The organism is Burkholderia sp. 4M9327F10 (assembly GCF_005503145.1).
Taxonomy (GTDB): domain Bacteria; phylum Pseudomonadota; class Gammaproteobacteria; order Burkholderiales; family Burkholderiaceae; genus Paraburkholderia.
The window spans coordinates 45,380-68,091 of sequence record NZ_SCNV01000040.1; the positions used below are offsets into that span (position 1 = coordinate 45,380).

The 22,712-nt window shown below is 62.9% G+C and carries 23 protein-coding genes and 1 riboswitch; of the genes, 10 read left to right on the forward strand and 13 right to left on the reverse strand.

Features of this window, described 5'->3' with window-relative positions:
- Window positions 1-30: 30 nt before the first annotated feature.
- Complete coding sequence (locus tag FFS45_RS28365; protein ID WP_137957951.1) at window positions 31-798, reverse strand: alpha/beta hydrolase; 768 nt, start codon at window positions 796-798, stop codon at window positions 31-33.
- A gap of 143 nt (window positions 799-941) precedes the next feature.
- Between FFS45_RS28365 and FFS45_RS28370 the strand changes: the two genes are divergently transcribed.
- Entirely contained in the window at window positions 942-1,721 is a 780-nt protein-coding gene (locus FFS45_RS28370) for a helix-turn-helix transcriptional regulator (RefSeq protein ID WP_137957952.1), read from the forward strand.
- A 65-nt stretch (window positions 1,722-1,786) separates the two neighbouring features.
- Here the strand turns inward: FFS45_RS28370 and FFS45_RS28375 are convergent, their stop codons facing one another.
- On the reverse strand, window positions 1,787-2,386 hold the full coding sequence (locus tag FFS45_RS28375) for an NUDIX domain-containing protein (protein ID WP_137957953.1): 600 nt from the start codon (window positions 2,384-2,386) through the stop codon (window positions 1,787-1,789).
- Window positions 2,387-2,418: 32 nt separating this feature from the next.
- Here FFS45_RS28375 and FFS45_RS28380 point away from each other — a divergent pair, with 32 nt between their 5' ends.
- Complete coding sequence (locus FFS45_RS28380; RefSeq protein WP_212745770.1) at window positions 2,419-3,222, forward strand: DeoR/GlpR family DNA-binding transcription regulator; 804 nt, start codon at window positions 2,419-2,421, stop codon at window positions 3,220-3,222.
- A 155-nt stretch (window positions 3,223-3,377) separates the two neighbouring features.
- Window positions 3,378-4,151 (forward strand): SDR family oxidoreductase, encoded by a 774-nt coding sequence (locus FFS45_RS28385; RefSeq protein WP_137957955.1) that lies wholly within the window; start codon window positions 3,378-3,380, stop codon window positions 4,149-4,151.
- Between the two features lie 92 nt (window positions 4,152-4,243).
- Here the strand turns inward: FFS45_RS28385 and FFS45_RS28390 are convergent, their stop codons facing one another.
- Entirely contained in the window at window positions 4,244-4,987 is a 744-nt protein-coding gene (locus FFS45_RS28390) for an SDR family oxidoreductase (RefSeq protein WP_137957956.1), read from the reverse strand.
- Between the two features lie 100 nt (window positions 4,988-5,087).
- On the opposite strand from FFS45_RS28390, the gene FFS45_RS28395 reads away from it, so the two are divergent.
- Window positions 5,088-5,999 (forward strand): AraC family transcriptional regulator, encoded by a 912-nt coding sequence (locus FFS45_RS28395; protein WP_137957957.1) that lies wholly within the window; start codon window positions 5,088-5,090, stop codon window positions 5,997-5,999.
- Between the two features lies 1 nt (window position 6,000).
- Here FFS45_RS28395 and FFS45_RS28400 read toward each other — a convergent pair whose 3' ends face one another.
- The 5 genes from FFS45_RS28400 to FFS45_RS28420 are packed head-to-tail and all read right to left on the reverse strand — an operon-like array spanning window position 6,001 to window position 10,180.
- Window positions 6,001-6,963 carry a threo-3-hydroxy-L-aspartate ammonia-lyase gene (locus tag FFS45_RS28400; protein WP_137957958.1) on the reverse strand — a complete coding sequence of 321 codons (963 nt, stop codon included), beginning with the start codon at window positions 6,961-6,963 and terminating at the stop codon, window positions 6,001-6,003.
- A 50-nt stretch (window positions 6,964-7,013) separates the two neighbouring features.
- On the reverse strand, window positions 7,014-7,985 hold the full coding sequence (locus FFS45_RS28405; protein ID WP_137957959.1) for an ornithine cyclodeaminase family protein: 972 nt from the start codon (window positions 7,983-7,985) through the stop codon (window positions 7,014-7,016).
- On the reverse strand, window positions 7,975-8,604 hold the full coding sequence (locus tag FFS45_RS28410) for a PAS domain-containing protein (protein WP_137957960.1): 630 nt from the start codon (window positions 8,602-8,604) through the stop codon (window positions 7,975-7,977). The genes FFS45_RS28405 and FFS45_RS28410 overlap by 11 nt, the downstream gene beginning before the upstream one ends.
- A gap of 31 nt (window positions 8,605-8,635) precedes the next feature.
- The gene (locus FFS45_RS28415; RefSeq protein ID WP_249362966.1) at window positions 8,636-9,655 is read right to left on the reverse strand and encodes a phosphatase PAP2 family protein; all 1,020 of its coding nucleotides are present in this window, start codon (window positions 9,653-9,655) and stop codon (window positions 8,636-8,638) included.
- A gap of 57 nt (window positions 9,656-9,712) precedes the next feature.
- Entirely contained in the window at window positions 9,713-10,180 is a 468-nt protein-coding gene (locus FFS45_RS28420) for an Lrp/AsnC family transcriptional regulator (RefSeq protein ID WP_137957961.1), read from the reverse strand.
- Between the two features lie 195 nt (window positions 10,181-10,375).
- Between FFS45_RS28420 and FFS45_RS28425 the strand changes: the two genes are divergently transcribed.
- Complete coding sequence (locus tag FFS45_RS28425; protein WP_249362967.1) at window positions 10,376-10,978, forward strand: cysteine dioxygenase family protein; 603 nt, start codon at window positions 10,376-10,378, stop codon at window positions 10,976-10,978.
- On the opposite strand, the gene FFS45_RS28430 is transcribed toward FFS45_RS28425, so the two are convergent.
- The 4 genes from FFS45_RS28430 to FFS45_RS28445 form a co-directional block, all read right to left on the reverse strand.
- The gene (locus tag FFS45_RS28430; RefSeq protein WP_137957963.1) at window positions 10,975-13,599 is read right to left on the reverse strand and encodes a mechanosensitive ion channel family protein; all 2,625 of its coding nucleotides are present in this window, start codon (window positions 13,597-13,599) and stop codon (window positions 10,975-10,977) included. The two genes, FFS45_RS28425 and FFS45_RS28430, sit on opposite strands and share 4 nt — an antisense overlap.
- A 183-nt stretch (window positions 13,600-13,782) precedes the next feature.
- Window positions 13,783-14,430 carry an NAD(P)H-binding protein gene (locus FFS45_RS28435; protein ID WP_137957964.1) on the reverse strand — a complete coding sequence of 216 codons (648 nt, stop codon included), beginning with the start codon at window positions 14,428-14,430 and terminating at the stop codon, window positions 13,783-13,785.
- Window positions 14,431-14,600: 170 nt separating this feature from the next.
- The gene (locus FFS45_RS28440) at window positions 14,601-15,056 is read right to left on the reverse strand and encodes an Rrf2 family transcriptional regulator (RefSeq protein ID WP_137957965.1); all 456 of its coding nucleotides are present in this window, start codon (window positions 15,054-15,056) and stop codon (window positions 14,601-14,603) included.
- 145 nt (window positions 15,057-15,201) lie between these two features.
- Window positions 15,202-15,657 carry a hypothetical protein gene (locus FFS45_RS28445; RefSeq protein ID WP_137957966.1) on the reverse strand — a complete coding sequence of 152 codons (456 nt, stop codon included), beginning with the start codon at window positions 15,655-15,657 and terminating at the stop codon, window positions 15,202-15,204.
- Between the two features lie 226 nt (window positions 15,658-15,883).
- Here FFS45_RS28445 and FFS45_RS28450 point away from each other — a divergent pair, with 226 nt between their 5' ends.
- Together FFS45_RS28450 and FFS45_RS28455 are read left to right on the forward strand one after the other, a co-directional pair.
- Window positions 15,884-16,465: a DJ-1/PfpI family protein gene (locus FFS45_RS28450; RefSeq protein ID WP_137957967.1), complete on the forward strand. Its 582-nt coding sequence runs from the start codon at window positions 15,884-15,886 to the stop codon at window positions 16,463-16,465.
- A 127-nt stretch (window positions 16,466-16,592) separates the two neighbouring features.
- Entirely contained in the window at window positions 16,593-16,919 is a 327-nt protein-coding gene (locus FFS45_RS28455; RefSeq protein WP_137957968.1) for a hypothetical protein, read from the forward strand.
- Here the strand turns inward: FFS45_RS28455 and FFS45_RS28460 are convergent.
- On the reverse strand, window positions 16,906-18,552 hold the full coding sequence (locus tag FFS45_RS28460; protein ID WP_137957969.1) for a sensor histidine kinase: 1,647 nt from the start codon (window positions 18,550-18,552) through the stop codon (window positions 16,906-16,908). The two genes, FFS45_RS28455 and FFS45_RS28460, sit on opposite strands and share 14 nt — an antisense overlap.
- Before the next feature lie 374 nt (window positions 18,553-18,926).
- Window positions 18,927-18,990: riboswitch (Fluoride riboswitch) on the forward strand.
- 74 nt (window positions 18,991-19,064) lie between these two features.
- On the opposite strand from FFS45_RS28460, the gene crcB reads away from it, so the two are divergent.
- The 3 genes from crcB to FFS45_RS28475 all read left to right on the forward strand — a co-directional run bounded on the left by crcB (window position 19,065) and on the right by FFS45_RS28475 (window position 22,711).
- Window positions 19,065-19,445, forward strand: a complete 381-nt coding sequence (gene crcB, locus FFS45_RS28465; protein WP_137957970.1) for a fluoride efflux transporter CrcB — start codon at window positions 19,065-19,067, stop codon at window positions 19,443-19,445.
- Between the two features lie 544 nt (window positions 19,446-19,989).
- Entirely contained in the window at window positions 19,990-20,826 is an 837-nt protein-coding gene (locus FFS45_RS28470; protein WP_137957971.1) for an IclR family transcriptional regulator, read from the forward strand.
- Between the two features lie 493 nt (window positions 20,827-21,319).
- On the forward strand, window positions 21,320-22,711 hold the full coding sequence (locus FFS45_RS28475; RefSeq protein WP_137957972.1) for an MdtA/MuxA family multidrug efflux RND transporter periplasmic adaptor subunit: 1,392 nt from the start codon (window positions 21,320-21,322) through the stop codon (window positions 22,709-22,711).
- Window position 22,712 lies beyond the last annotated feature (1 nt).

Genomic DNA, 22,712 nt, shown 5'->3' on the forward strand with positions numbered 1-22,712 from the left:
TTGTGCGCAAACGCCGCCCGCGCCCTTCCCTCAGCCCCGTTCGCCTTGTTGCAAATTGCGCTCGATACTCGCCGCCAGCGCAAGCGGCACTTCGTGCGTCGGGTAGTGCCCCGCATTTGACAGCACCTCCAGCGTTGCACCCGGATACCAGGCGAGGTAGGTAGCCCGCATCAGATCCGAGTTGAAGGTCGGGTCGTATTCGCCGATCAGCACGTGCACCGGGTAGCGAGCGCCGTGGACGCGGGCGCTGAAGTCGGACTTGCTCCATGCGTTCAGGTAGGCTCCGAACGCGGTTGACGATGAGTTGCGCCACGAATAGTCCGCCATCGATCGGGTCCATGTTTCCGGCAGGCGGTTCCCTGTGCTTCTGTCGATAATCGCCTGACGCGCTTCGACCTGCCCGATCGCCCGCTCGAACAAGCCGCGCCGGTCGGCATCGAATTTAACGCCGCAGCATGGAACCGGCGCGACCGGTATCAACATGCGGACCCGCTTCGGCGCAAGCATCGCGATGCGCTCGATCACCATGCCGCCCATCGAGTGGCCAATCAGACTAAAGGTCTCGAATCCGAGCGCGTCAGCCAGCGCTAAAGCATCTTGCGCGATTTCATCGATCGTATATTCGCCCGCGATGGCTTGCATGTGCCCATAGCCGCGGTAGTCCATGAAGACATACGTGAACCGGTTGCCGTCGAGCGCAGGTTCGAGCGAAGCAAAAGCCCGCGCGTCGCCGAACCAGCCATGCAGAACGAGAACGGAATGCGGCCCTGTGCCCACCCGATGGAATGTATTGATCATTTGCTTCTCCGCAATAAAAAATGACCTTGCCCCGCGCAAGCGTCGGCACGGATGCAGACGACTACGCAGTCGGTTCGCCCATCTTAAAGAGCAGCAAGTTGACCCGCTTTCGACACCAGGCCAATTTATGTAGACTTAGGGCCATGCGCGATACCTTGCTGGCCCCCTACGAAGACATTCCCCGAAACGTCGTCGTCACCGCGAACGACTATCCGGCTTCGTCTGCGTTTTCTGCGCACTCGCATCGCAGAGGGCAGTTCGCATACGCGGCCTGCGGCACGATCAGCATGTTCACGACGCAAGGCAACTGGGTGGTGCCGCCATTGCGGGCCTGCTGGGTACCGGCGGGAGTCGTGCATGAAATGCGTATGCGTGGCCCCGTCACCATGCTGAATACCTTCGTGACGGCGGAGACGGCGCAAGCCAAGGGGCTGCCCGCTACGTGTTGCGTGCTGGAGGTGTCGACGCTTCTGCGCTGCCTTCTGGACGAAGCCATCGACCTGCCCGCGCATTACGACCTGGACGGCAGGGAAGGCAAAATCATGGGACTGCTGGTCGACGAGATCGCAACCATGCCGCAGCTCTCCCTCAACGCGCCGCTGCCGGCCGATCCGCAACTCGCGCGTCTGTGCTGCGCGCTGCTCGATCAACCCTCGTTGCAAGTCGACATTGACGAGATGGCTGACGCGCTCAATATGAGCCGCCGCTCGTTCACGCGGTTTTTCAGGGCGCAGACCGGCATCGGTTTTGCGCAATGGCGCCAGCAGGCGTGCCTGCTAGCCGCGATTGCGCGGCTCGGCGACGGCGACAGTGTCACCACGGTCGCGATGGATCTGGGATATGGCAGCCCGAGTGCTTTTACGGCGTTGTTCCAGCGTGTGCTGGGTACGCCGCCCAGCCGGTATTTCAAAGAGCGTCGATAGCGCGCCCCTACCCTCGCGCAGCATCCGAATCCGCCAGCGACGCCGACACTAACCTCGCCGCAGACTCATCTTGTACGCCGCTCCATCACCCCGGTCAGCGCCGCATGCTGCAAAAGCATGATCGTCTTGGCATCCACAATGTCCCCGCGGCGCACGGCCGCGAGCGCGTCGTCGAACGTCAGCTCGATCACTTCGAGATCTTCGCCCTCGGCTTCGATCCCGCCACCGTCGCCAATGCGCGACGCCGCGTCGTATTCAGCAAAGAAAAAGTGCAGCTTCTCCGTCACCGAGCCCGGGCTCATATACGCCTCGAAAACTTTCTGCACGTCTCGCACCCGATAGCCGGTTTCCTCCTCCACCTCGGCGCGAATCCGCTCCTCCGGCGACGCGTTGTCGAGCAGTCCCCCCGGTGCTTCCACCAGCATCCCGTCGTGGCCATTGACGAACACCGGGAACCGGAACTGGCGCGTCAGGATCACCGTCTTCCTCGCCCGGTCGAATAACAGGATCGTCGCACCGTTGCCGCGATCGTAGGTCTCGCGGCTCTGCCGCTGCCAGGCGCCGTCGCGCCGCTGGAAGTCGAAGATCGTTTTCTTCAGCACATACCAGTCGTCCGACAGCACGACGGTGTCGATGATGCGCACTCGTTCTTGTGTTGCAGTCACGGCTTGCTCCCACTGGCGAAAGAGGAGCACTCATGATATCGTGCATTTTCGTGCAATATCAAGAAAAAACGTGCAAGACGATGCTGACCTCACAACGCAAACAGACGATCCTGCAATTGCTGGCTCAAGACGGACAGGTGCTTGCCGCACCGCTCGCCGCAAGCTTCGGCGTGTCGGAGGACACCATCCGGCGCGATCTGCGCGAACTGGCTGCCGAAGGCCTCTTGCAGCGGGTTCACGGCGGCGCCTTGCCCGCCTCGTCGGCGGTTGCTTCGTTTTCGGAGAGACGCGCGCTGGAGTCGTCGGGCAAGCGCGCAATCGGCATCGCGGCCGCATCCATGATCGCGCCGGGGCAGATCGTCATCATCGACGGCGGGACCACTTCCGCTGAACTCGTGAAGCACATCCCCCGCACCCTGTCGGCAACTGTCGTCACGCATAGTCCGACGGTTGCCGTTGCGCTGGTCGATCATCCGTCGATTGACGTCATCATGATCGGCGGGCGGCTGTACAAGCACTCCATAGTGAACGTCGGTGCAGCGGCCATCGAGGCCATGTCGCATATCCACGCCGATCTCTACTTCATGGGCGTCACCGGCGTTCATCCCACCGCGGGGTTAAGTACCGGCGACCTCGAAGAGGCGTATGTGAAACGGGCGCTCGCCGCACGGGCGGCCGAGACTGTCGTGCTGGCTTCAATGGACAAGCTCAATGCGGCGTCGGCGTATTCAATTGGCGAGGTGACCCTGGCGCAGACAATCGTAGTCGAGCGGGAAACCGATACCACGCTGACAGACGCGCTCGAGGCCGCGGGAGTGAGTGTGCTGCGTGCTTAAGAAAAGCGGCAGCAACCCCATCGGATAAATCTGCAGGAATTTGAAAACCAGAGATTTTTTTGAATGCCTGTCCGGGTACCGGCCGATAGACTCAAACGCAAGCTCGATCTTCTACCGCGTTTGACATTGCCTCTCACCTGAACAGGAGAAACATCATGGCTTCACGATCCCTGGCGCAAAAAGTCGTCGTTATTGCCGGTGGCGGCAAAAACCTCGGCGCGCTGATCGCAAACGAGCTGGTGGACGCAGGCGCCGGCGGCCTGCTCCTGCACTACAACAGCGACTCATCGCGGCAGCAGGCCGAAACCACCGCCGGCGCGCTGAAGGAGAAAGGCGTCGACGTCATCACATTTCAAGGCGACCTCTCCGACGCCGGCACCAGCAAGAAGCTGTTCGATACCGCGAAGTCGCACTTCGGCCGCGTCGATATCGGCGTAAACACCGCCGGCGTCGTGATCAAGAAACCCATTCTCGACGTGACGGAAGCCGACTACGACAAGAGTTTTGCCGCCAACTCCAAGGCTGCTTTCTTCTTTATTCAGCAAGCGGGACGCACGCTGGAAAACGAAGGCAGCATTGTCACCATCGTGACATCGCTGCTGGCTGCCTACACGCCGTTCTACTCGATCTACCCGGGCAGCAAGGCGCCGGTCGAGCACTACACACGAGCGGCATCGAAAGAGTTCGGCGAGCGCGGCATTTCCGTCAACGCAATCGGCCCCGGCCCCATGGATACGCCGTTCTTCTATGGCCAGGAAACCGCTGATTCGGCCGCCTATAACAAGTCCGCCGCCGCGTTGGGTAAATTCTCCAGGACCGGCTTGACCGATATCGAAGACATCGCGCCTCTGGTCAAGTTTCTCGTCACGGACGGCTGGTGGATCACCGGGCAGACCTTGTTCGCCAATGGCGGATACACCACACGCTGAATGACCGGCGTAGCCCGGTTCGTCACCCAGAGACAGTCAGTCAAGCGAAGATTGTCTGGCGTGCCGCCCCTCCTCGGGGCCGCACGCCTTGCTCAGGATGACGTGGCCCATGCCAGCGCGTCTGCGCCGGCCGCAATGCGTAGCGGGCAGGACGGGTCGTTCGCCGCGCGCCACACGGCTTCTGCCACATCCTCTGAGTGGGTGACTTCCGAAGACTGCGTCCATCGTTCGAAGACACTTTGCGCCAGGGCGGCGTAAGCCTCCGGGAAGCCGCCTTGCATCCGGGACCGGGCGTTTTCACCGAAGCGGGTTTCAGGCGCTCGTCCTGGCAACACCAGGTTCACCCGGATGTTGAATTGCTTCAACTCCAGCGCGAGAGATTCCGTGAATGCATTCACTGCCGCCTTGCTGGCGGTGTACACGGAAAGCAGAGCAAGCGGCCGCAATGTCACGCTCGAACTGACGTTCACGATCACACCCGACTCACGTTGCCTGAACTGAGGCAGCACCGCCTGTGTCACCGCCATCGTGCCAAGCGTATTCGTCTCGAAGACCTCACGGGCCGTTTCCATCGAAGTGCCTTCGAGAGCGTTCAGCACGCCAATCCCGGCGTTGTTGACCAGCACGTCGATCGGGCCTGCGGCCTCCACGGCTTGACGAACACTGCGCGCATCGGTCACGTCGAGGGCTAGCACGCGCAGACGCTCCGAATGCGGCAGAACATCCTCGCGCGGCGTGCGCATCGTGGCAATGACCTCCCAGCCGCGATCGAGAAAATACCGGGCGGTTTCGAGGCCGAACCCGGACGAGCATCCGGTAATCAGGACGGTTTTCATGGACGACTCCTGTCGGTGGTTTGCAGTACCGAAACAATAAGCCGCCGAATCCGGACTTGCTACAATAGAAAGTCCACATCTCGTTTGCAAGAGTCCTGCCATGATCGACCCGCTAGCCGAGGTAGTGACGTTGCTCCAACCTGGCGCCCCGTTCTCCAAAGTCGTCAGCGGCGCAGGCCTCTGGCGTGTACGCCGCTCGCAAGCGGGACAACCCTTCTACTGCGTGACCCTTGAAGGCTCGTGCCGCCTCGCGGTCGTCGGACAGGAGCCGATCATTCTCCAGCCGGGCGACTTTGTCCTGATCCCCTCGGCGTATGACTACTCAGTGTCGAGCCTCGAGCCGCCGCCGGAAGACTTCGACACGGCGCACATCGCACTGCCCGGCGGCGAGTTCAGACTTGGCGTTCAAAGCGGGCCGCCCGACGTTCGAATGCTGGTCGGACACTGCGCCTTCGGTTCGCCGGATGCGGCCCTGCTGGTTTCGCTCCTGCCGCGACTCGTGCACGTGCGCGGCGATAAGAGACTCGCCACCCTCGTGCAACTTGTGGGCGAAGAGTCGCGCGAACAGCGGCCCGCGCGGGATGTCGTGCTGGCACGACTGCTGGAGGTTCTGCTGATCGAAGCGCTGAGATCCACGGCGGACACCGCAGCGTCACCGGGCTTGTTGCGCGGACTCGCCGACGGACGACTCGCGGCCGCGATACGGCAGATGCATGAAAGCCCAACCCGGGCCTGGACGGTCGCGCAACTGGCGAAGGAGGCGGCCCTCTCCCGCTCGGCGTTCTTCGAGCGATTCAGCCGCGCCGTGGGCGTTGCGCCGATGGAATACCTGCTCGCCTGGCGCATGGCCATCGCCAAGAACCTGCTGCGCCGGAGGGAGTGTGGGGTTGCCGAGGTGGCGCAACGCGTCGGCTACAGTTCCGCAAGCACGTTCAGCGTCGCGTTCACCCGTCACGTTGGACTGCCTCCCACGCGTTACGCGCGGGAGGAGATGGAAGCGTTACAGCCGTGATCTAGCCGGCGAGGAAGGCGCTATACCGCTCCATATCGACATTGCCGCCGCTCACGATCACACCGACCCGCTTGCCCTTCAACTGGCTCTTCATTTCGCGCACCGCGGCAAAGGCCAGACAACCGGTGGGTTCGACGACCATTTTCATACGCTCTGCGAAGAATCGCATGCAGGCCACCAGTTGCTCGTCGGTGGCGGTCAGAATGTCGTTGACGTCGCGTTTGATGATCGCGAACGTATATTCCCCCAGGTGCTGAGTCTGCGCGCCATCCGCGATCGTCTTCGGTGTCGCGATGTGTACGATCGAGCCGGATCTGAACGATTGCTGTCCGTCATTGCCGGCTTCCGGCTCCACGCCGTAGATGGCGCAGTCCGGCGCAAGTTCGCGGGCCGCCAGCGCCGATCCTGCCAGCAATCCGCCGCCACCGAGACAGACGAACAACGCGTCGAGCCTCCCGGCCTCTTCGATCAGCTCCTTGGCAGCGGTGCCCTGGCCCGCGATGACATCGGGATGGTCGTACGGCGGAATCAAGGTCATTCCGTGCTTGTCCGCGAGGTCCCGGCCGATCGCTTCACGATCTTCGGTATAACGGTCGTAGGTCACCACGTTTCCACCATAGCCCCTGGTGGCTGCAACTTTGGCGGCGGGGGCATCGAGCGGCATGATAATGGTCGCGGGAATGCCAAGCAGTTTCGCCGACAACGCAATGGCCTGCGCGTGATTGCCGGATGAGAAAGCGACCACGCCCGCGGCGCGCTGACGCTCGTCGAATTTCGACAGTGCGTTCATCGCGCCGCGGAACTTGAATGCGCCCATGCGCTGGTAGTTTTCGCACTTGAAGAAAACTTCGGCGCCGGTCTCCTCGTTGACTGTGCGCGAAGTCATGACAGGAGTCCGCTTTGCCTTGCCTTCGATTCGCTTTGCCGCGGCGGCAACGTCCATGTAGGTCGGAAGATTCAGCATGTCATTCCATCAATAGTTCGTGCGTCGAACGACGCGGTTGTCGAGGCCTGTCACCACGGCCATGAAAGAGCGGTGCCGAGATTCGACTGGCAAGCGCGGTCAAACAGCATGCGGGCCACGGTCAGGTCCTGCAGCGCGAGACCCGTCATGTCGAAAACGGTGATGTCGTCGCGCCCGCGATTGAATTGGGCGCGGCGGGTCAATAGATCGCCGAACTCCATGTTGGGTGTGCGAGGTGCCCACTGGGTCTCGCCGATCTGGCTTGCTTGTGCGCGATCGTCGACAAACAGGTGAACGCGCTGCAGAAGGCCATCGGGAAGTTCGCGCTTTCCTTTGGTGTCGGCGCCTACGCAGTTCAGATGTGTGCCTGGCCGCACCGCCTCCAGATCGAACAGTGCTCCGGCGCCTGGCGTGGTGGTAATCACGATGTCGCTTTCCGCGACCGCAACGTTGCGATCAGGCGCCGGTGCGATGTCGCACTGCGCCGAGAAAGCCGCCTCAAACGCCGGATTACGCTGCCCTGTTGCGCTCACATAGCGGACTTTTTCCAGCGTTGGCATCACACGCAGAGCGAAGGTCAACTGCGCCCTCGCTTGCACACCCGTGCCGAACAGACACACAGCCGAACTATCCGGCCGGGCAAGTTGCTGCAGACCCAGCCCGCCCGCGGCAGCCGTGCGCATGGTCGTGACTGCATTGCCATCGACGATGCAAACAGGGCGTCCGGTCCCGGGGTCGATCAAAACGATGGTGGCTTGATGAGGCTCGCCGCCGAGCCCTCGATTGCCGGGCCAAAACCCTGCGGCCTTAAACCCAAGCAGGTTTTGAGCCGGCACGTCGCCCAACTTGATGCCAAAGACGCCGCCCGTGGCAAGCGCCTCGCGAACGACCGGAAAAACCCGCCCTTCGCGTTGGCTATGTAAAACGAATGCTTCGCGCACCGCATCGAGCACGTCGTCGGCAAGCAGCAGGGACTCGACAACGTCTTTGTCGAGTAGTACTAAACGCGCGTCATTTGGCATCGTTGTACACCGTCGCTCGTGATACGCCCAGGTGGAGTGCGACGATTTCCATCGCGCGCCGTACTTCCATGCTGCCGGACTCCCGAAGCTCGTTCATCAACGCACGCCGCTCGGCGGTCTTCAGCGCTCGCGGCGTGGTTGCCAGCCGGGCGGCGAACTGGTCGATGCGCTGCCTGATTCCGTCCGCTCCCGGCGGGTCGAGAGACTCCTTCACACCGGCAGTATTACCGGCACTGACGAATTGACCGAGCATGGTTTGCAAGGTGCCGAACAGCGTGAGATCGATGTTGAGACAAAGCGCGGCCACATAACGGCCGCCGGAGTCCTTGATGCCGATTGAGGTGCTTTTCACCTGCCGTCCGTCAGCGAACTGGTTGCCGTAGTTTGCGATGACCTGCGGATAGGTCTCGTCCGCGATTCGTGCAAGACCCAGCTCGGTTGCCGGGTCGCCCTCTTCCCGTCCCGACAGGTTGTTGTGGATCGCGACAATCGCCTGGTCGGCGTGCAGCAGATCGTGGACAACGACCTCGCAGAAAGGCGCAAAGGTCTCTCCTAACCCCTTGGCTACCTGCTTCAGCTGCTCGACCAGAAGTTGCTGCTCTTTGGATGGATTCGTCATCTGGACAGAATATCTATTGTTGTAATTTCTGTCAATTTTTCTGGAGCGTTTCGAGGGTCGAAGCCCTGACTCTTCGCGACCGTCTCCTGGCGAGAAAAACCGGATCGATCCATCGACGCAGAAGCTTCGAGGCATAAATGACGGCAAATGCGAGCAACAGACCCGAAAGAACGTCGACAAGATAGTGCCCGCCCTGCGTCGGCGTGGAAGCGATCATTGTCATATTGAGCAGGCATGCGATCACGGAAATAACCGGCACGTGACGTAGCGAGTAGGCAAACAAAACTCCGAGCGCGGTATGCAACGACGGCATGGACACAAGACCTTGCGCCGCTGCGAGATCGATGGTTCTCAACGTGCCGCTTCTCAATAGAGCAAAGTCGGATACCGTCGACGCAGTATTCGGATCGGTCACGTTGAAGTGAACGAACGCGCTTGCGGCGGGAAATGGCGTTGAAATAAGGAGAGTCAAAACGGTCATCGATATAAAGAGCATTGCAAACTCCGATAACGCCTCGCGGCGTCTCGCCAACGCAAGGAATACGGGAATCGCAATGAGTTGCCACAATCCGCTGGCGTAGGCAATTGCAAGCACGCGATGAACGACAGGACGGGAATGAACCCATGCATAGACCGACGGCCAATCGAATCCAAGCGCGGAATCGAATCGAACAAGCGAGCTGTCGATAAGGGGGGCATTCGTAGTCACGCAAAGATAAGACAGGAGCGAACCCACCCACGTGAAACAGGAAAGCATGGCAAGCCACGCAAACAGCTCCGACACTTCCGGATAGCGCAGTTGCTCCGTCAGTTTCCGATAGCGCGGAATTTTCGCGACTACTTTCAGCACCACGGCGACGCCAATGAAAATCCCGACTACTTTCGCGAAACCAGATAGACGATCGCTACGCACCGAGTAGGAGCCCACGTGAAGCCACGCGACGTCGACCAGAAAGATCGCCAGCACAGCGACCCATCCGGTTACGTATCGCATCCAATATCGTCTTTGAATATCCGTGTCGGGGCAAACCGTACTTTGGTCCTGGTCCACGTGCTTTGCTCCTCGAATGCGAGGTGTCTTTCAAGAGAAGTGACTGGATAACAAGACTCAGGCGCCGAAACGCACCGGCAGCGCCGTCGAATACTTAATCTGCTCCATCGCAAAACTCGAGCTCACATCATAAAGCGGCACAGCAGCAATCAATAGCTTGTACACCCGATCGTAATCGTCAATATCCGATACCACTACGCGCAACAGATAATCGGTCTCGCCGCTCATCCGGTACACCTCGACCACTTCGGGAATATCCTGCACCGCCCGCGTAAACGTCGCCGCCCACGCCTCGGTGTGCTGGTTGGTCCGCACGGCAACAAACACCGTCGTGCCCACCCCAAGCTTGCGCGCGTCGCACAACGCCACCTGAGCGCGAATCACCCCCGCCTCCTTCAGCCGCTGCAGCCGTTTCCAGCATGGCGTCTGCGACAGGTTCACGCGCTCCGCCAACTCGGCGATCGGCATGGTCGCGTCTTCCTGAAGCAGCTCAAGCAGCTTCCGGTCGATGATATCCATTCCCATACACACCCCCAGATAGAAAATTATTCTACTTTTACGACTTCAAGGGGAATTATATGAAAACTCTTTCTCCACGCAAACCGGTATAAATATCCCTACCCGATAACCGCATTCAAGCGCTTGCCCGCCCTCATGAGCCAACAAGAAAACTCCCTGTCGTCCAACGGCCGCTCCGCCGCCCCGCACACGCCCTTCGTCATGCGCGGCGAAGCGCGGCCGCTGGCGCCTTCGGCGGCCGCACCGGTTGTCCGCCTTTGCGAGGCGCTGGATGCCGCCTTCGAAGCAGCGTGCGGCGCCACCGACCCGTCACGACGGTCGGATTTCGCGACCCGCGTCAGGAACGCCCTCGCCGAGGCCGCCGCGGATCCTGCGCTGCTCGCGCCCTCGCAGCGTGAGGGCGCGGCCGACTCGTACCGGCGTCATGTGCTCGCCGCGGATCCTCACGGCCGCTATGCGATCGCGGCGCTGGTGTGGATGCCGGGACAGGCAAGCCCCGTTCACGCCCATCACACGTGGTGCGGCTACGCGGTACTGGATGGAACGTTATCGGAAACGCTGTATGACTGGGACGAGACGCAGCAGCTTGCCGGCGAAACCCGCACGCACCCGCGCGCAAGCGGCGCCGTGTCGTTCGTGCGCGCGGGTCGCGGCGGCATTCATCGGCTCGGTAACGCGAGCGGCGCGCCGGCCGTTTCGCTACATATCTACGGCGTCGAAGGCGCGCAGATCGCGACCCACGTGAACGATCTGCTGCAGGTCGCCGAACGCACGCAGGTGGCTGCGGAACAGGCCATCGCTTAGGTTTTCCCCGCCTCGCCCGCCGTAGGAATCTGCGGCGGCACCGGTGCGGTGCCGGTTGGCGGCGGCGCCGGCCGCGGCTCGTGGGAAACGTCGCGCGCCACCGCCAGATTCGCCGCTCGCGCGCCCGAAAGCGGCCCGGCATGCGGTGCAACGTGTGGTGCAGCATGCGCCGCTGCATGGCCAGGCTCGCCGCCGTGCCCATGCAGCGGCGCTTCGTCCTCTGCCAGCGGCTGCCCTTCATCATCCTTCGACGACGTATAGATCCGCATCTGCGGCACCGGAATCGCGATGCCCGCTTCGTCCATCTTGCGCTTCAGGCGCAGGTTGAAGGCGCGCGCCACGCTCCATTGCTGCAGCGGCCGTGTCTTGATCTGCCCCTTCACGACCATCCAGTTCGGATCGAAGCGGTCGAGCCCCCACACCTCGATCGGCCCGAGCATTTCGCGCCGGTAGCGGAAATCGGCCATCAGGTCCGCGCCCACGTCACGGATCAGTTGCGTCACCTGGTCCACATCGGCGGAAAAACTCATTCGTACTTCGAACACTGCATACGCAAAATCGCGCGACAGGTTCTTCACGATCTTGATCTGCGAAAACGGAATCGCATGAATCGCGCCCTGCCCGTCGCGCAGCCGCACGGTGCGGATCGACAGATGCTCGACCGTGCCCGCGTGGCCACCGTCCACGTCGATCCAGTCGCCCACCGAGATGGTGTCCTCGATGATGATGAAAAGCCCCGTAATCAGGTCGGTCACCAGCGACTGGGCGCCGAAGCCGATCGCTAAACCGATCACGCCCGCGCCGGCGAGCAGCGGCGTCACGTTGATCCCCAGATTCGCCGCCGTGACAATGCCGGCGATTGTCACGATGGTGACGAACAGCGCATTGCGCACCAGCGGCAACATGGTGCGGGCCCGCGTGCTGGCGTTACGCGATTTGTTGCGCGGACCGCCTGGGCTGAGCGCTTCGGTGATCGCCGTGTCGACCAGGATCCACAGCAGCCAGGCAATGAACAAGGTGGCGAAAATCGCCATCACGGCATGGGCGATGCCACGCGCCGCGACATTTTCCTCGATGACGCGCGCAAGCGACACGCCCCACAGCCGCGCCGCCAGTTCGAAAAACACCAGCCAGATAACCAGCGTCAGCAGCGTCCCCGCGAAGCGCAGCAGTCGCGACAGATACGGCGAGCGGCGCCGTTTGCGCGGATCGTGCGGGCGGGTCATGCGCAGCACGATGGCCGAGAGGAAGAACGCCAGCACCAGCAGCAACGCCGTGACCACGGAGATCTGCAGCACGTTCTCGTTTGTCCCGGAGCCGCCGATCACAGCGACCACCGACGCGCCCGCCAGCACCAGCACCGGCACATGCCAGAGCGAAGCGAGCACATCGAACGCGTCGGTTGCGGCCTTATGGTCATGACGCGGCTCGTAGGCCCGGTTGCGGATCAGGTGCGCCACCGGCCGGCGAAACGCCAGCGCGAAATAGCCGGTCAGCACGGCCGCGGTCATGTTCGCCACCGTCGACACCAGTTCGGCCAGATTCGTGCCGAGTTGATGCGCGACATCGTAGTTCACCGCTGCGTCCCCCAGCGCGCCGCACACGCCGATCAAAAACAGCAGGCGGCGCGCATGCTCGAGCAGCACGCGCACGGCGACGCGCCGGTGGCCCGAGCCGAACAGCGAAAACATGATCAGGCAGATCGCGGAAAACACCGCACCGGCGACGATCGCGTAGGCCACCACCATCCCCAGCGTGCGGCCGAGCGCATCGGGCATAGCCCGCGCAAACACCAGCGCGGCGATGAACGCGACGATCCAGGGGCCAACCCGCCGCAGCGTAAAAATCATCAGTTCGCCGGTCGATGGATTCGGCTTGAGGCTGGCATCCACGCCGTAGCGCGCATGCAGCCGCCGCTGCAGGTAGATCAGCAGCCATGCACAGGCGCCCCAGCCGGCCAGCATCGCCACCATGTCGAGCAGGATCTTGCCGAAACTCTCCGGCCCCTGGCTCGAGACGATCGTGTAGAGCTCGTTGCCGGCGGCGTTAAAGCGCCCGGCCCAATAGCGCAAGGGCGTGCGGCCCTGATGCACGCCGGTCTCGAACGAAGCGATGCCCGATGCAATTGCGCCCAGCAAGCCAGGGCTCGGCTGTGCCGGCGTCGCCGGGGCGACGGTGCGGCTGACGTCGCGCAGTTTCTTGAGTTGGGCGACTAGCGCGGTGCGCTGACGATCGTTGTCGAGCGTCGAGATGACGCTGTCGAGCGAGCGCGCCAGCTCGGCCTGGCTGGCCGGCGATGGTGCGGACGCGGCATCGGCCGCCGACGCCGCCGAAGCGGGCGTGGCCGTGGCACTGTTGATGAGGCTTTGCAACGCCGGAATCACCGGCGCGGCGGCCGCCTGCGCAACCGCCGGGGTCCACGCAAAGCTGGCGGCACAGGCGAGCACGCCTATCCACAGATAAAGCGGCCATGCGAGCAGCCGCGGCCACGCCGGGCCGGTGCGGCCGCCCTGATGAGCCGAATCTTCGCGGCGAGAAAAATACGAGGCAGTGCGAAGCGCCCGTTGCCCGCCGGAAAACGGCGCGGCCTCGGGCTCACACCGCTGTTGGCATGACTTCATGGCAATCCGTGACAAAACCGCAGACGCCAAGTGTAGCCTCAGTTGCCGCGGTAGCGCATCTGTATGCGTAACGGAATGTTAGGGCGCTTGCACGCCCAGGCGGGATGTGGCGCCCGGCAATCCGCCAGCGCGCGGTCCACCCCGTTCAGCACGCTGCGCCCCATCTCACCCGCACTGCTGCCATCAATAAGCGACCGTCGCGATCTGACGCACGAAACGGCCCTGCTCCAGCTCATCCACAAACGCCACGGCATAGTCTTCAGCCGAAATGCGGCTGTTGCCCTCAGCGTCGACGATCAGCGTATTGGCGCCGGTACGGAACGTGCCGGTCCGCTCGCCAGGGGCGATCAGGGCCGCGGGGGAGAAGAACGTCCAGTCCAGATCGCTCAGCGTGCGCAGGTAGTTGAAGCCTTCGCGGTGCGCGAGCGCCACCGCCTTATACGCGTCCGGAAACCCTTCCGTGTCGACCAGTTGCTTGCCCGGCGCCACTTCCAGCGAACCCGCGCCGCCCACGATCACAAGCCGCTTCAAACCTGCCGCCCGCACGGCTTCAACGAGCGCGTGAGTGGCCTTCGTGAGGATCGCCGCGTCGTCACGCGGCGGCGCATAGGCGCTCGCCACCACGTCGTGTCCGCGCACTGCCGCCGCGAGGCTTGCGGCGTCCAGCAGATCGACCTTCGCTGCCTTCAGATTGGCGACGCCAGCCTGCACCCGCTCCGGATTGCGTGCGAGCGCCGTTACCTGGTGGCCGCGACGCGCCGCTTCTGCGGCGATCCGCGATCCAATCACGCCGGTTGCGCCGATCAGCGCGATGTTCAATGTCTTGCTCATGGATTCTCTCCTGTGATTAGCTTATATGTAACCACATTGATTACATATATCGCCGAAAAAAGAGGGGTTTAGCCCCCCCCCCGCTTGTACCTTGTGTAGTACCTCGTGTAGCACCTCGTATCCGGCACCTCTGCTTACGCAACGTGCGCGAGTTATTGCGTTTCACAACCCTATCCCGCTGGCCGCCGCTTGCGTTCGCGCAGGCGTTCAGCCTTGACCAGATCCGTGGATGCGTCCGCCAGCGTACGTGCCGCCAGCGACGCCTCCATCGCCTGCTGTGCTTCGCTAATGACGCCGCGCAGCACCGTTTGAATATTGCGCCCCACCATGCATGCCGGATTCGGCTCCTCGCGGTGCAGCGCGAACAGTTGCGCCTCGTCGACCGCGCGGTAGATCTCCAGCAGCGTGATCTCACCGGGCGGCCGCGCCAGCAGCGCGCCGCCGCCCGCGCCAAGCTGCGAGGTGGTGAGCCCCGCGTCAGCCAGCATGGTCAGCAGACGCCGGATCAGCGCGGGATTGGTGTTCACGCTGCCTGCAATCATGTCCGACGAAAGCGGCACACCCTCCTGGAACGCTAACAGTGCAAGCACGTGAACCGCAAAGGCAAACCGGCTACTCGTATTCACAACGCACCTGCCCGGCGACGACAATGTGTAACCATATTAATTACATTTAATCCTGCTGTCAAATCCACTCCTCCATCAATCTTCCACCGACTCCGCCGCCCGCCCTTCGGGACGCGCTTGCATGCCTGCTGTGACCGCCCTGCGGTCATTTGTCCATCTGCTTCTGGGCGTCGTTGCTGTCGCTATCGCCCGATGCCGCGGAGGCTGACGACGCCGCAACGTTGTTGGACCACTGCTGCAGCTTGCTGCCCGCGTTCTGCAGACCGGCGCCGGCCAGCGAAGCTGCCTTGCCGAGCGCGGCGCTGGTCGCACTGGCCGCGCCTTGCAGATTGGCCTGCGCGCCCGACGCGAGTGCCGAAGGATCGATGGTGATGGTTGTCGCCGACGCGGATTGGAGGTTCTGTTTTGCCGTGTCGACCTGCTGGCCGACATAGCTCGCGGCCTGGTCGAGCTTCTGCCCGGCCTGCTGCGCGGCGTCATTCATCTTGCCGGCAAGCTGTCCACCCGAAGCATCATTTTTCTGGCATGCGGCGAGTGCGCCGAGCAGGCTCAAAGCGAAGGCCATTCGGCACACCAGCGAACATTGGGGAAATAAGGTCATTGTGGCATCTGAGCCGCGGCAAGCGGCTTCGGCATACGGGAACAAGTCAATCATACGCCCTGGCGTTGCCCAATCGCCGTCCCGTTTTTCCGGCAAGGCGCATTTCCGCTTCGGCAAGCGAGTCGGCAACAGCGTGCCTCACACCGTGCGTCGCCGTTCTGTCAAACACGATGGAGTAGACTCGCTGAAGATTCGATGTGTTCCGCAGTTCAACTGGAGGCATGCGATGGCAGCAAAGAAGATTCTGTTCCTGACCGGCGATTTCGCCGAGGATTACGAAACAATGGTGCCGTTCCAGGCATTGCAGGCGGTCGGCCATGTGGTCGACGCCGTATGCCCTGGCAAGTCGGCGGGCGACCGCATCAAGACGGCGATTCACGATTTCGAGGGCGACCAGACCTACACCGAGAAGCCAGGCCATCAGTTCACGCTGAACGCGAGCTTCGACGACGTCGATCCCGGCCAGTACGATGCGCTCGCCATCGCCGGTGGCCGCGCCCCCGAGTATCTGCGCCTGAACCAGAAAGTGATCGACATCGTGCGCCAGTTCGCGGAACAGGGTAAGCCGATCGCCGCGATCTGCCACGCCGCCCAATTGCTGGCAGCCGCCGACGTGATCCGCGGCAAGCGGATCTCGGCCTATCCCGCCTGCGCCCCTGAAGTGAAGCTGGCGGGCGGCGAGTTCGCCGACATTCCGGTCGATGCAGCCATCACCGACGGCAACTTCGTCACGGCGCCCGCCTGGCCCGCGCATCCCGAATGGCTGGGACAATTCCTCGTGCTGCTCGGCACCCGTATCGAACTCTGAAATCCGCGCCCGAGTCGGGTGGCCGGTGCGGCACCCGACGCATTTCAGCAGCTAATTTGAGACTCGTCCGATTTTCCATCTAGAGAAGCGCTCCTATAGTCGACGGCTGACTGGGGAGCACCTTCTGATGGAACTGACGGACTGGATCGTCATTCTCGTGGTCGCACTGATGGCGATCACTTTCTTCTGTGGCCGGGCGCCCGCGAACGCGTCGCTCGAAAGCCGCGCCCGCCGTGCCACCGGTACCCGCCTGCTGGTGCAAGCCGCGTTCTCGCTATGGAGCGCCCTGCTGATCCTGGTGCGCGGCCTGTTCGCGCTGGGCGGCCTGCCAGGCATACATGCGGCGCCGCAGACAATACTCGCGGGCGCCGCCGTGCTGGTGGCATGCGGCTGCTATTGGTCGGTGCGTGGCAGCAAACTGCTCAAGCCACAGCGGCTCTTCACCGCGTATTGAACCCCTGCGCGCCCACTGCCAGCATTTCCGGCTCTGCAGGCGGCGCCTTTCTGCCGGCTTCCGGCAGCGAAAGATAGAAGGTTGTGCCCGCGCCCTCAGTGGACTCCGCCCACACGCGGCCGCCGTGCCGCTCCACCACCCGGCGCACCAGCGCCAGTCCAATGCCCTCGCCGGCAACGACATTGCCGTGCAAGCGCTGGAAGGCGCTAAAAAGGCGCGGCAAAGCCACAGTAGGAATGCCGCGCCCGTTGTCCTTCACATAGAAGATCCGCAGCGAATGCACACCCGGCGGTGCAGGCGTCGTACCGATCTCCACCCTGCCTTCGCGCGACGGATCGAGGTAATTGATGGCATTGCCGACAAGATTCGCAAACACCTGCTCGAGCGCGGTCGGATCGCCCCACACCGCGGGCAGCTCGTGCACCACCACACGGGCGCGCCGGGCGCGGATCGACACCTGCATCGCATCGACCACGCGCTGCACGATGTCGCGCACCTGTACCTGCTGGCGCCGGTATTCGACGCGGCCCACGCGCGAGAGCCGCAGCAGCGCGTCGATAATGTGCGAGGCGCGCAGCACCGCGGTCTGCAGATAATGCAAGGCCTCACCGATGTCTTCGTCGACGAGCTGCTCGATATGCTGGCGCCGCGCCGGCGTCAGGGACGACTGCTGGACGGCCGCGCGCAGATCGTCGCACGCGTGTATCAGCTCTTTTGAAAAGCCCTGCAGGTTGACGAGCGGCGCGCGCAGATCGTGCGAGACGCTATAGATAAACATTTCGTTTTCCTGCGTCTGCTGCCGCAGCGTCTCATTGATCGCCGTCAGTTCATTGGCGCGGCGTGCAAGATCGGCCTGAAAGCGCGCCTGGATGCGCTCGGCTTCAAGCAGGCGCCGGCTGGTTTCGTGCAGCGTCAGATCGAGCCGGGCAATTTCATCCGAGCCGGGGGTGATCGGCGCGAGCGGCTCGTTACTGGCGAGCCTTCCGGCATTGTCGGAGAGAAGTGCGAGCCGGCCCCGCACGCCGCGCGTGAAAAGCCACACGGACAGTGCCACAAACAGGATCGACCCGAACACGGCGGCGACCAGCAAAACCTGCTGGCGCTCATGCGCGGCATCGGCTTCGGTGGAGCGTTGGGCGTCGAGGCGGCGCTCCTCGTTCTGGAACGCCATGACCTGGACGCGGAAGCGGTCCAGCACGTCGGTTGTCGAGAGCTGGTCGAAACGTTCGATAACGTCGCGCCGCCGCCCCGACTGCAACAGGTCCTGCACGCGGTCGGACCACTGCCGGTAAGCCTGCACCGATTGACGAATCTGCACCGCGCGCTCGACCTGGGCGGGATTGTCCGCGACCAGATCGGCCAGTTGGTCGATGCGCCGGTCGATGTCCATCCACAGCGCCACCGGCGTGGTGACGTCCGCGTTGTCGCTAAGAACCGCGCCGCGCAGGCGCACCGAATCGAGCAGCACCGGCTCCAGGATCGCCGTGGTCTGGCGCAGCACATCTTCGCTGCGGGTCGCCCAGCGTTCGGCATCTGCAGCGTCTACCTGCGCCTTCACGAGCCCGGACAGGAGCGCGAGTTCGAAGACCGCCGGAATCGCGATTAGCAACAGCCCTTTGGTTGTCAGTCTCATGCGTACGCGAAGTAGTTCGGGAGCCCGGCAGGCCACGCAGGGGGACGTTACATTATGTCGGCGTTTGCGCAGGATGACAAAGGGCACCGACGCCCCATGCCGCCTTGTTTTGCAGCGACGCAGCGGGATTGCAAGCAGGTATTGCAACATCCGATGCGCGGTGAATAAACAATGCAATAATCGACCGCTCAATTGCCATGCAAAGCGCATCGCGAGTGGCGTTGCGATTTGCATGGCGATTCGCGTCGCGATTTGCGTCCCGATTCTCAACGGAAACGGAACGCGCCGCGTCCTCGTCATGCACAGGCCCGGTGCATTGTCATTCCGCCGATCCCCTGCCCACCTGTCCCCACATGCAAGCTGCGATGCTAAAATTGCCCTCTGGAGATGGCATTCTCCTTTAACCGCCCCAATGGGGCTGATGATGCCTGATAGCCCGGCCGATTGCGGACACAAGCCTGTCTGCGCTCAGTCCGGTTTGTCGACTTTGCGACTTTGCCAGGCGTCTTTCCATGTATCTATCTATTTTGGCAGTGGGTATCGGCGGTGCGTTGGGTTCGTTGTTCCGCTGGTTCCTCGGTATCCGTCTGAACGCGGTATTCCCCGCCCTGCCGCTCGGCACCCTCGCCGCCAACGTGATTGCCGGGTATGTAATCGGCGTCGCCGTGGCCTTCTTTGCCCGTCTGCCGGAACTCGCGCCCGAATGGCGTCTGTTTGTGATTACCGGGCTGATGGGCGGCCTCTCCACGTTCTCGACCTTCTCCGCCGAAGTGGTGCAACGTCTGCAGGACGGCCGCCTGGGTTGGGCCGCGGGTGAAATCGCCATCCATGTGTCAACCTCGCTGGTGATGACGGTGCTCGGCATCGCGACCGTGTCGCTCGTCGCACGCTAGGCAAACACATCTAAATCGCTCGTCAGACCGTCGTTATCGCCTAACGTTATGCGTAATGCATTGCGCCCGCGGATACTGCCAGGGAGCAGCCCTCTTTCCGCACGTCATCGTGCGGATCGCGGACGAAAAAAAAGGCGCCACGTGACCGTGACGCCTTAAAAAGTTCTAGCCATTCCGAGGGCCGTGCTAGAACCTGAGAGAGGGGATCCGAAAGTATCGCCTGACGGCGCCGGGCACCTGAGCTATGCCGTTAGCGCCTTACTGGCCCGGGCTTGGCAGCTTGCCGGGCGGGACTCAGGCCACGGTGCAAACTTACACGCAAGCCTTTCTTTCGAAATGAGATTCCATTTTTTACGGTTATGCTGACTAAGTCAAGCAAAATCTCACGAAGCGACGCTTTGCTCGTAGAGCCCTTCCATTACAATGAATTGTCATATGAAATAGGGCCAGTGTGCGCCATCATGGTGCAAATTCGGCACTGCCGCCCCCGGTTCGGCGGAACGGTACAAATGCATAAATTGAAATGAAGTTCCATAAAAATGAGATGAGCCACGAATCCCTGCCCCCTCGGAGTACCGACCCCGTCAAGGAAAAAGACGGTTCCGGCGACGAAGTCACGGCGCTGGCGCGCGGCCTGACCGTGCTGCGATGCATCGCTGCGGCCGATGCGCCGCTCAGCAATCGCGAACTGACCGAACTCACCGGCATTCCGAAACCGACGGTCTCGCGGATCACCGCCACGCTCGTCAGCGCCGGATTTCTGTTTCGCCTGCCGGACAGCGAACGGTTCGTGCTCACCTCGTCGGTTCTGGAACTGAGCAATGGCTTTCTACGCAACTTCGACATTCGCGCGCGCTCACGGCCGTTCCTGATCGAGCTCGCCGAACGCACTTCATTATCGGTGCATCTGGCCGTGCGCGACCGGCTCGACATGGTGGTCATCGACGCCATCAAGCCGCGCTCGGCCGTCCTCGTCTCCCGGCTCGATATCGGCTCGCGCATGAATCTGAGCCGCACGGCCGTCGGGCGCGCCTATCTGGCCGTTCTCACGGAGCCCGAGCGGCAAAAGCTGCTGATCGGACTGCAGGCCTCCGAAGGCGATGACTGGGGGCACATCAGCAACCGGCTCGAGAGCGCGCTGCATGAAACCATCGCACAAGGTTTCGCGATCGCCACCGGCGAATGGTACGACGGGCTGAATGCGATCGCAGCGGGCTTCATCGGCCCCTCGGGCGAACGCTACGCGGTCAATTGCGGCGGCTCGGCACACCAGTGTCCGCGCGACTGGCTGATTACGCGCGCGGCCCCTCTGCTGCTCGAGTGCATCGCCGGGATCGCGCTTGAAATCGGCGGCACGCCGGGCCGTCGACTCCACAATTGAGCCTGCCGGAAACCGAGTAACAAAGCGGCGCGGAGTAAGGCGCTCCATGCGTCCATCGGCGTGCGCACGCCGCTGGACCTGCGCCCCTTGTAACGCGCGTAACCAACCGAAAAATACGCCACTAGACGGTAAGGAAGCCGGGGACGTAGGATCATGCTTTCGCGCAGCTTGCTGTGTCTGACTGCACCCTTGGCATACGCCGTCCGGTTGCCCCGCTCGCCTGCTCCGCTCACCTGCACTGTGCAGGCAACGCGCAGCGCGTGGGTCGAATGGAAAGCGGTCAGCCACGCAGTCCGCCTGTCTGTTGCACAAGCTGTTGCACAAGCGCGTTCAGTTAAGCTCCTTTCCCGCGTCTCGCGTCGCCACGCGCTGAACATCTGCGCTGGGTACGCTGTCGAAGCAGCCGGCACGCAGCGCCGTCTGCGGCGCATCCGCTTCAACCCGGCATCGCGCTCGTCTTACCCAACTCCACGCCAGCCACCTGATCGAACCGATGGACGAACAACAACAGCATTCCGAAACGACACGCCCAGCAACCCAGGCTCCGGTTAGCCAGCCGTCCGTCGAGACCACACAGATGAGAAGCGGCGGCAAACGGCATCGCGGACGCACCATCGGCCTGATCGTCGCCGCCCTCGTGGTGGCGGGGGTCGTGCTATGGCGCTGGCACCCGTGGGGCGCCCCCGCCGCCGGCGCCGGCGCGCAAACGGCGGGCGGCGGACGGCATGGCCGGGGCGGCCCGTCCGCGTTCGCCAACCTGCCGCAGCCGGTCCATGTCGCCACGGCCACGCAGGGCGACATGCCGGTCGTGCTGACGGCGCTGGGCACCGTCACGCCGCTTGCAACCGTCACCGTGCAGACCCAGTTGAGCGGCACGCTGCAGACGGTCGCGTTTCAGGAAGGCCAGATGGTCAAGAAGGGCGACCTGCTCGCGCAGATCGACCCGCGCCCATATCAGATCTCGCTCGAAAACGCCGAAGGCGCGCTCGCCCGCGACAAGGCGCTGCTGGCCACCGCGCGTCTGGACCTCAAGCGCTATCAGACCCTGCTCGCGCAGGACTCGATCGCGAGCCAGCAGGTCGACACGCAGGCCTCGCTCGTCCAGCAGTACGAAGGGACCGTCAAGTCGGACCAGGCCAACATCGACACCTACAAGCTCGATCTGATCTACGCGCGCATCACCTCGCCGGTCGACGGCCGCGTCGGCCTGCGCCAGGTCGATCCGGGCAACTACGTGACGCCCAACCTCACCAACGGCATCGTCGTCATCACGCAATTGCAGCCGATCAGCGTGATCTTCACGACCTCCGAAGACAACCTGCCGCAGATCATGAAGCAGGTGCAAACGGGCGCGAAGCTCTCGGTCACCGCCTACGACCGCAGCAACACCACCTCGCTCGCCGGCGGCACACTTGAGACGCTGGACAACCAGATCGACACGACCACCGGCACGCTCAAGCTGCGCGCCATGTTCAACAACGAGAGCAACCTGCTGTTCCCGAATCAGTTCGTCAACGCGCGCCTGCTGGTGGACACGATTCACGACGCGGTGATCGTGCCGACCTCGGCGGTGCTGAACGGTTCGATGGGCCAGTTCGTGTATGTGGTGAAGCCGGACAACACGGTGACGGTGCGGCCCGTGAAGACAGGTCCGGTTGACGGCGAGCGCACCAGCATCGCCTCCGGCCTGCAGGCGGGTGAGCGGGTCGTAATCGACGGCTCCGACCGTCTGAAGGAAGGCGCCGCGATCACCATTCCGGCCGAGCATCCGGGCGGCGCCGCGGGTGCCTCCGGCGCACGCTGGGGGCACGGCGCGTCGGCCCCATGGGGCGCCTCCGGCGCACACATGCACCACCACAAACACCCGGCGCAAGCTTCGGAATAAA

What these genes read in the sequence shown, in the direction of transcription:
- crcB (WP_137957970.1), top strand. Translation starts at nt 19,065, where the DNA reads ATGTATCTATCTATTTTGGCAGTGGGTATCGGCGGTGCGTTGGGTTCG.
- FFS45_RS28370 (WP_137957952.1), top strand. Translation starts at nt 942, where the DNA reads ATGCGCGATACCTTGCTGGCCCCCTACGAAGACATTCCCCGAAACGTC.
- FFS45_RS28405 (WP_137957959.1), bottom strand. Translation starts at nt 7,985, where the DNA reads ATGCCAAATGACGCGCGTTTAGTACTACTCGACAAAGACGTTGTCGAG.
- FFS45_RS28420 (WP_137957961.1), bottom strand. Translation starts at nt 10,180, where the DNA reads ATGGGAATGGATATCATCGACCGGAAGCTGCTTGAGCTGCTTCAGGAA.
- FFS45_RS28395 (WP_137957957.1), top strand. Translation starts at nt 5,088, where the DNA reads ATGATCGACCCGCTAGCCGAGGTAGTGACGTTGCTCCAACCTGGCGCC.
- FFS45_RS28475 (WP_137957972.1), top strand. Translation starts at nt 21,320, where the DNA reads ATGGACGAACAACAACAGCATTCCGAAACGACACGCCCAGCAACCCAG.
- FFS45_RS28385 (WP_137957955.1), top strand. Translation starts at nt 3,378, where the DNA reads ATGGCTTCACGATCCCTGGCGCAAAAAGTCGTCGTTATTGCCGGTGGC.
- FFS45_RS28425 (WP_249362967.1), top strand. Translation starts at nt 10,376, where the DNA reads ATGCGCGGCGAAGCGCGGCCGCTGGCGCCTTCGGCGGCCGCACCGGTT.
- FFS45_RS28455 (WP_137957968.1), top strand. Translation starts at nt 16,593, where the DNA reads ATGGAACTGACGGACTGGATCGTCATTCTCGTGGTCGCACTGATGGCG.
- FFS45_RS28470 (WP_137957971.1), top strand. Translation starts at nt 19,990, where the DNA reads ATGAGCCACGAATCCCTGCCCCCTCGGAGTACCGACCCCGTCAAGGAA.
- FFS45_RS28400 (WP_137957958.1), bottom strand. Translation starts at nt 6,963, where the DNA reads ATGCTGAATCTTCCGACCTACATGGACGTTGCCGCCGCGGCAAAGCGA.
- FFS45_RS28450 (WP_137957967.1), top strand. Translation starts at nt 15,884, where the DNA reads ATGGCAGCAAAGAAGATTCTGTTCCTGACCGGCGATTTCGCCGAGGAT.
- FFS45_RS28365 (WP_137957951.1), bottom strand. Translation starts at nt 798, where the DNA reads ATGATCAATACATTCCATCGGGTGGGCACAGGGCCGCATTCCGTTCTC.
- FFS45_RS28430 (WP_137957963.1), bottom strand. Translation starts at nt 13,599, where the DNA reads ATGAAGTCATGCCAACAGCGGTGTGAGCCCGAGGCCGCGCCGTTTTCC.
- FFS45_RS28460 (WP_137957969.1), bottom strand. Translation starts at nt 18,552, where the DNA reads ATGAGACTGACAACCAAAGGGCTGTTGCTAATCGCGATTCCGGCGGTC.
- FFS45_RS28390 (WP_137957956.1), bottom strand. Translation starts at nt 4,987, where the DNA reads ATGAAAACCGTCCTGATTACCGGATGCTCGTCCGGGTTCGGCCTCGAA.
- FFS45_RS28445 (WP_137957966.1), bottom strand. Translation starts at nt 15,657, where the DNA reads ATGACCTTATTTCCCCAATGTTCGCTGGTGTGCCGAATGGCCTTCGCT.
- FFS45_RS28435 (WP_137957964.1), bottom strand. Translation starts at nt 14,430, where the DNA reads ATGAGCAAGACATTGAACATCGCGCTGATCGGCGCAACCGGCGTGATT.
- FFS45_RS28380 (WP_212745770.1), top strand. Translation starts at nt 2,419, where the DNA reads ATGATATCGTGCATTTTCGTGCAATATCAAGAAAAAACGTGCAAGACG.
- FFS45_RS28410 (WP_137957960.1), bottom strand. Translation starts at nt 8,604, where the DNA reads ATGACGAATCCATCCAAAGAGCAGCAACTTCTGGTCGAGCAGCTGAAG.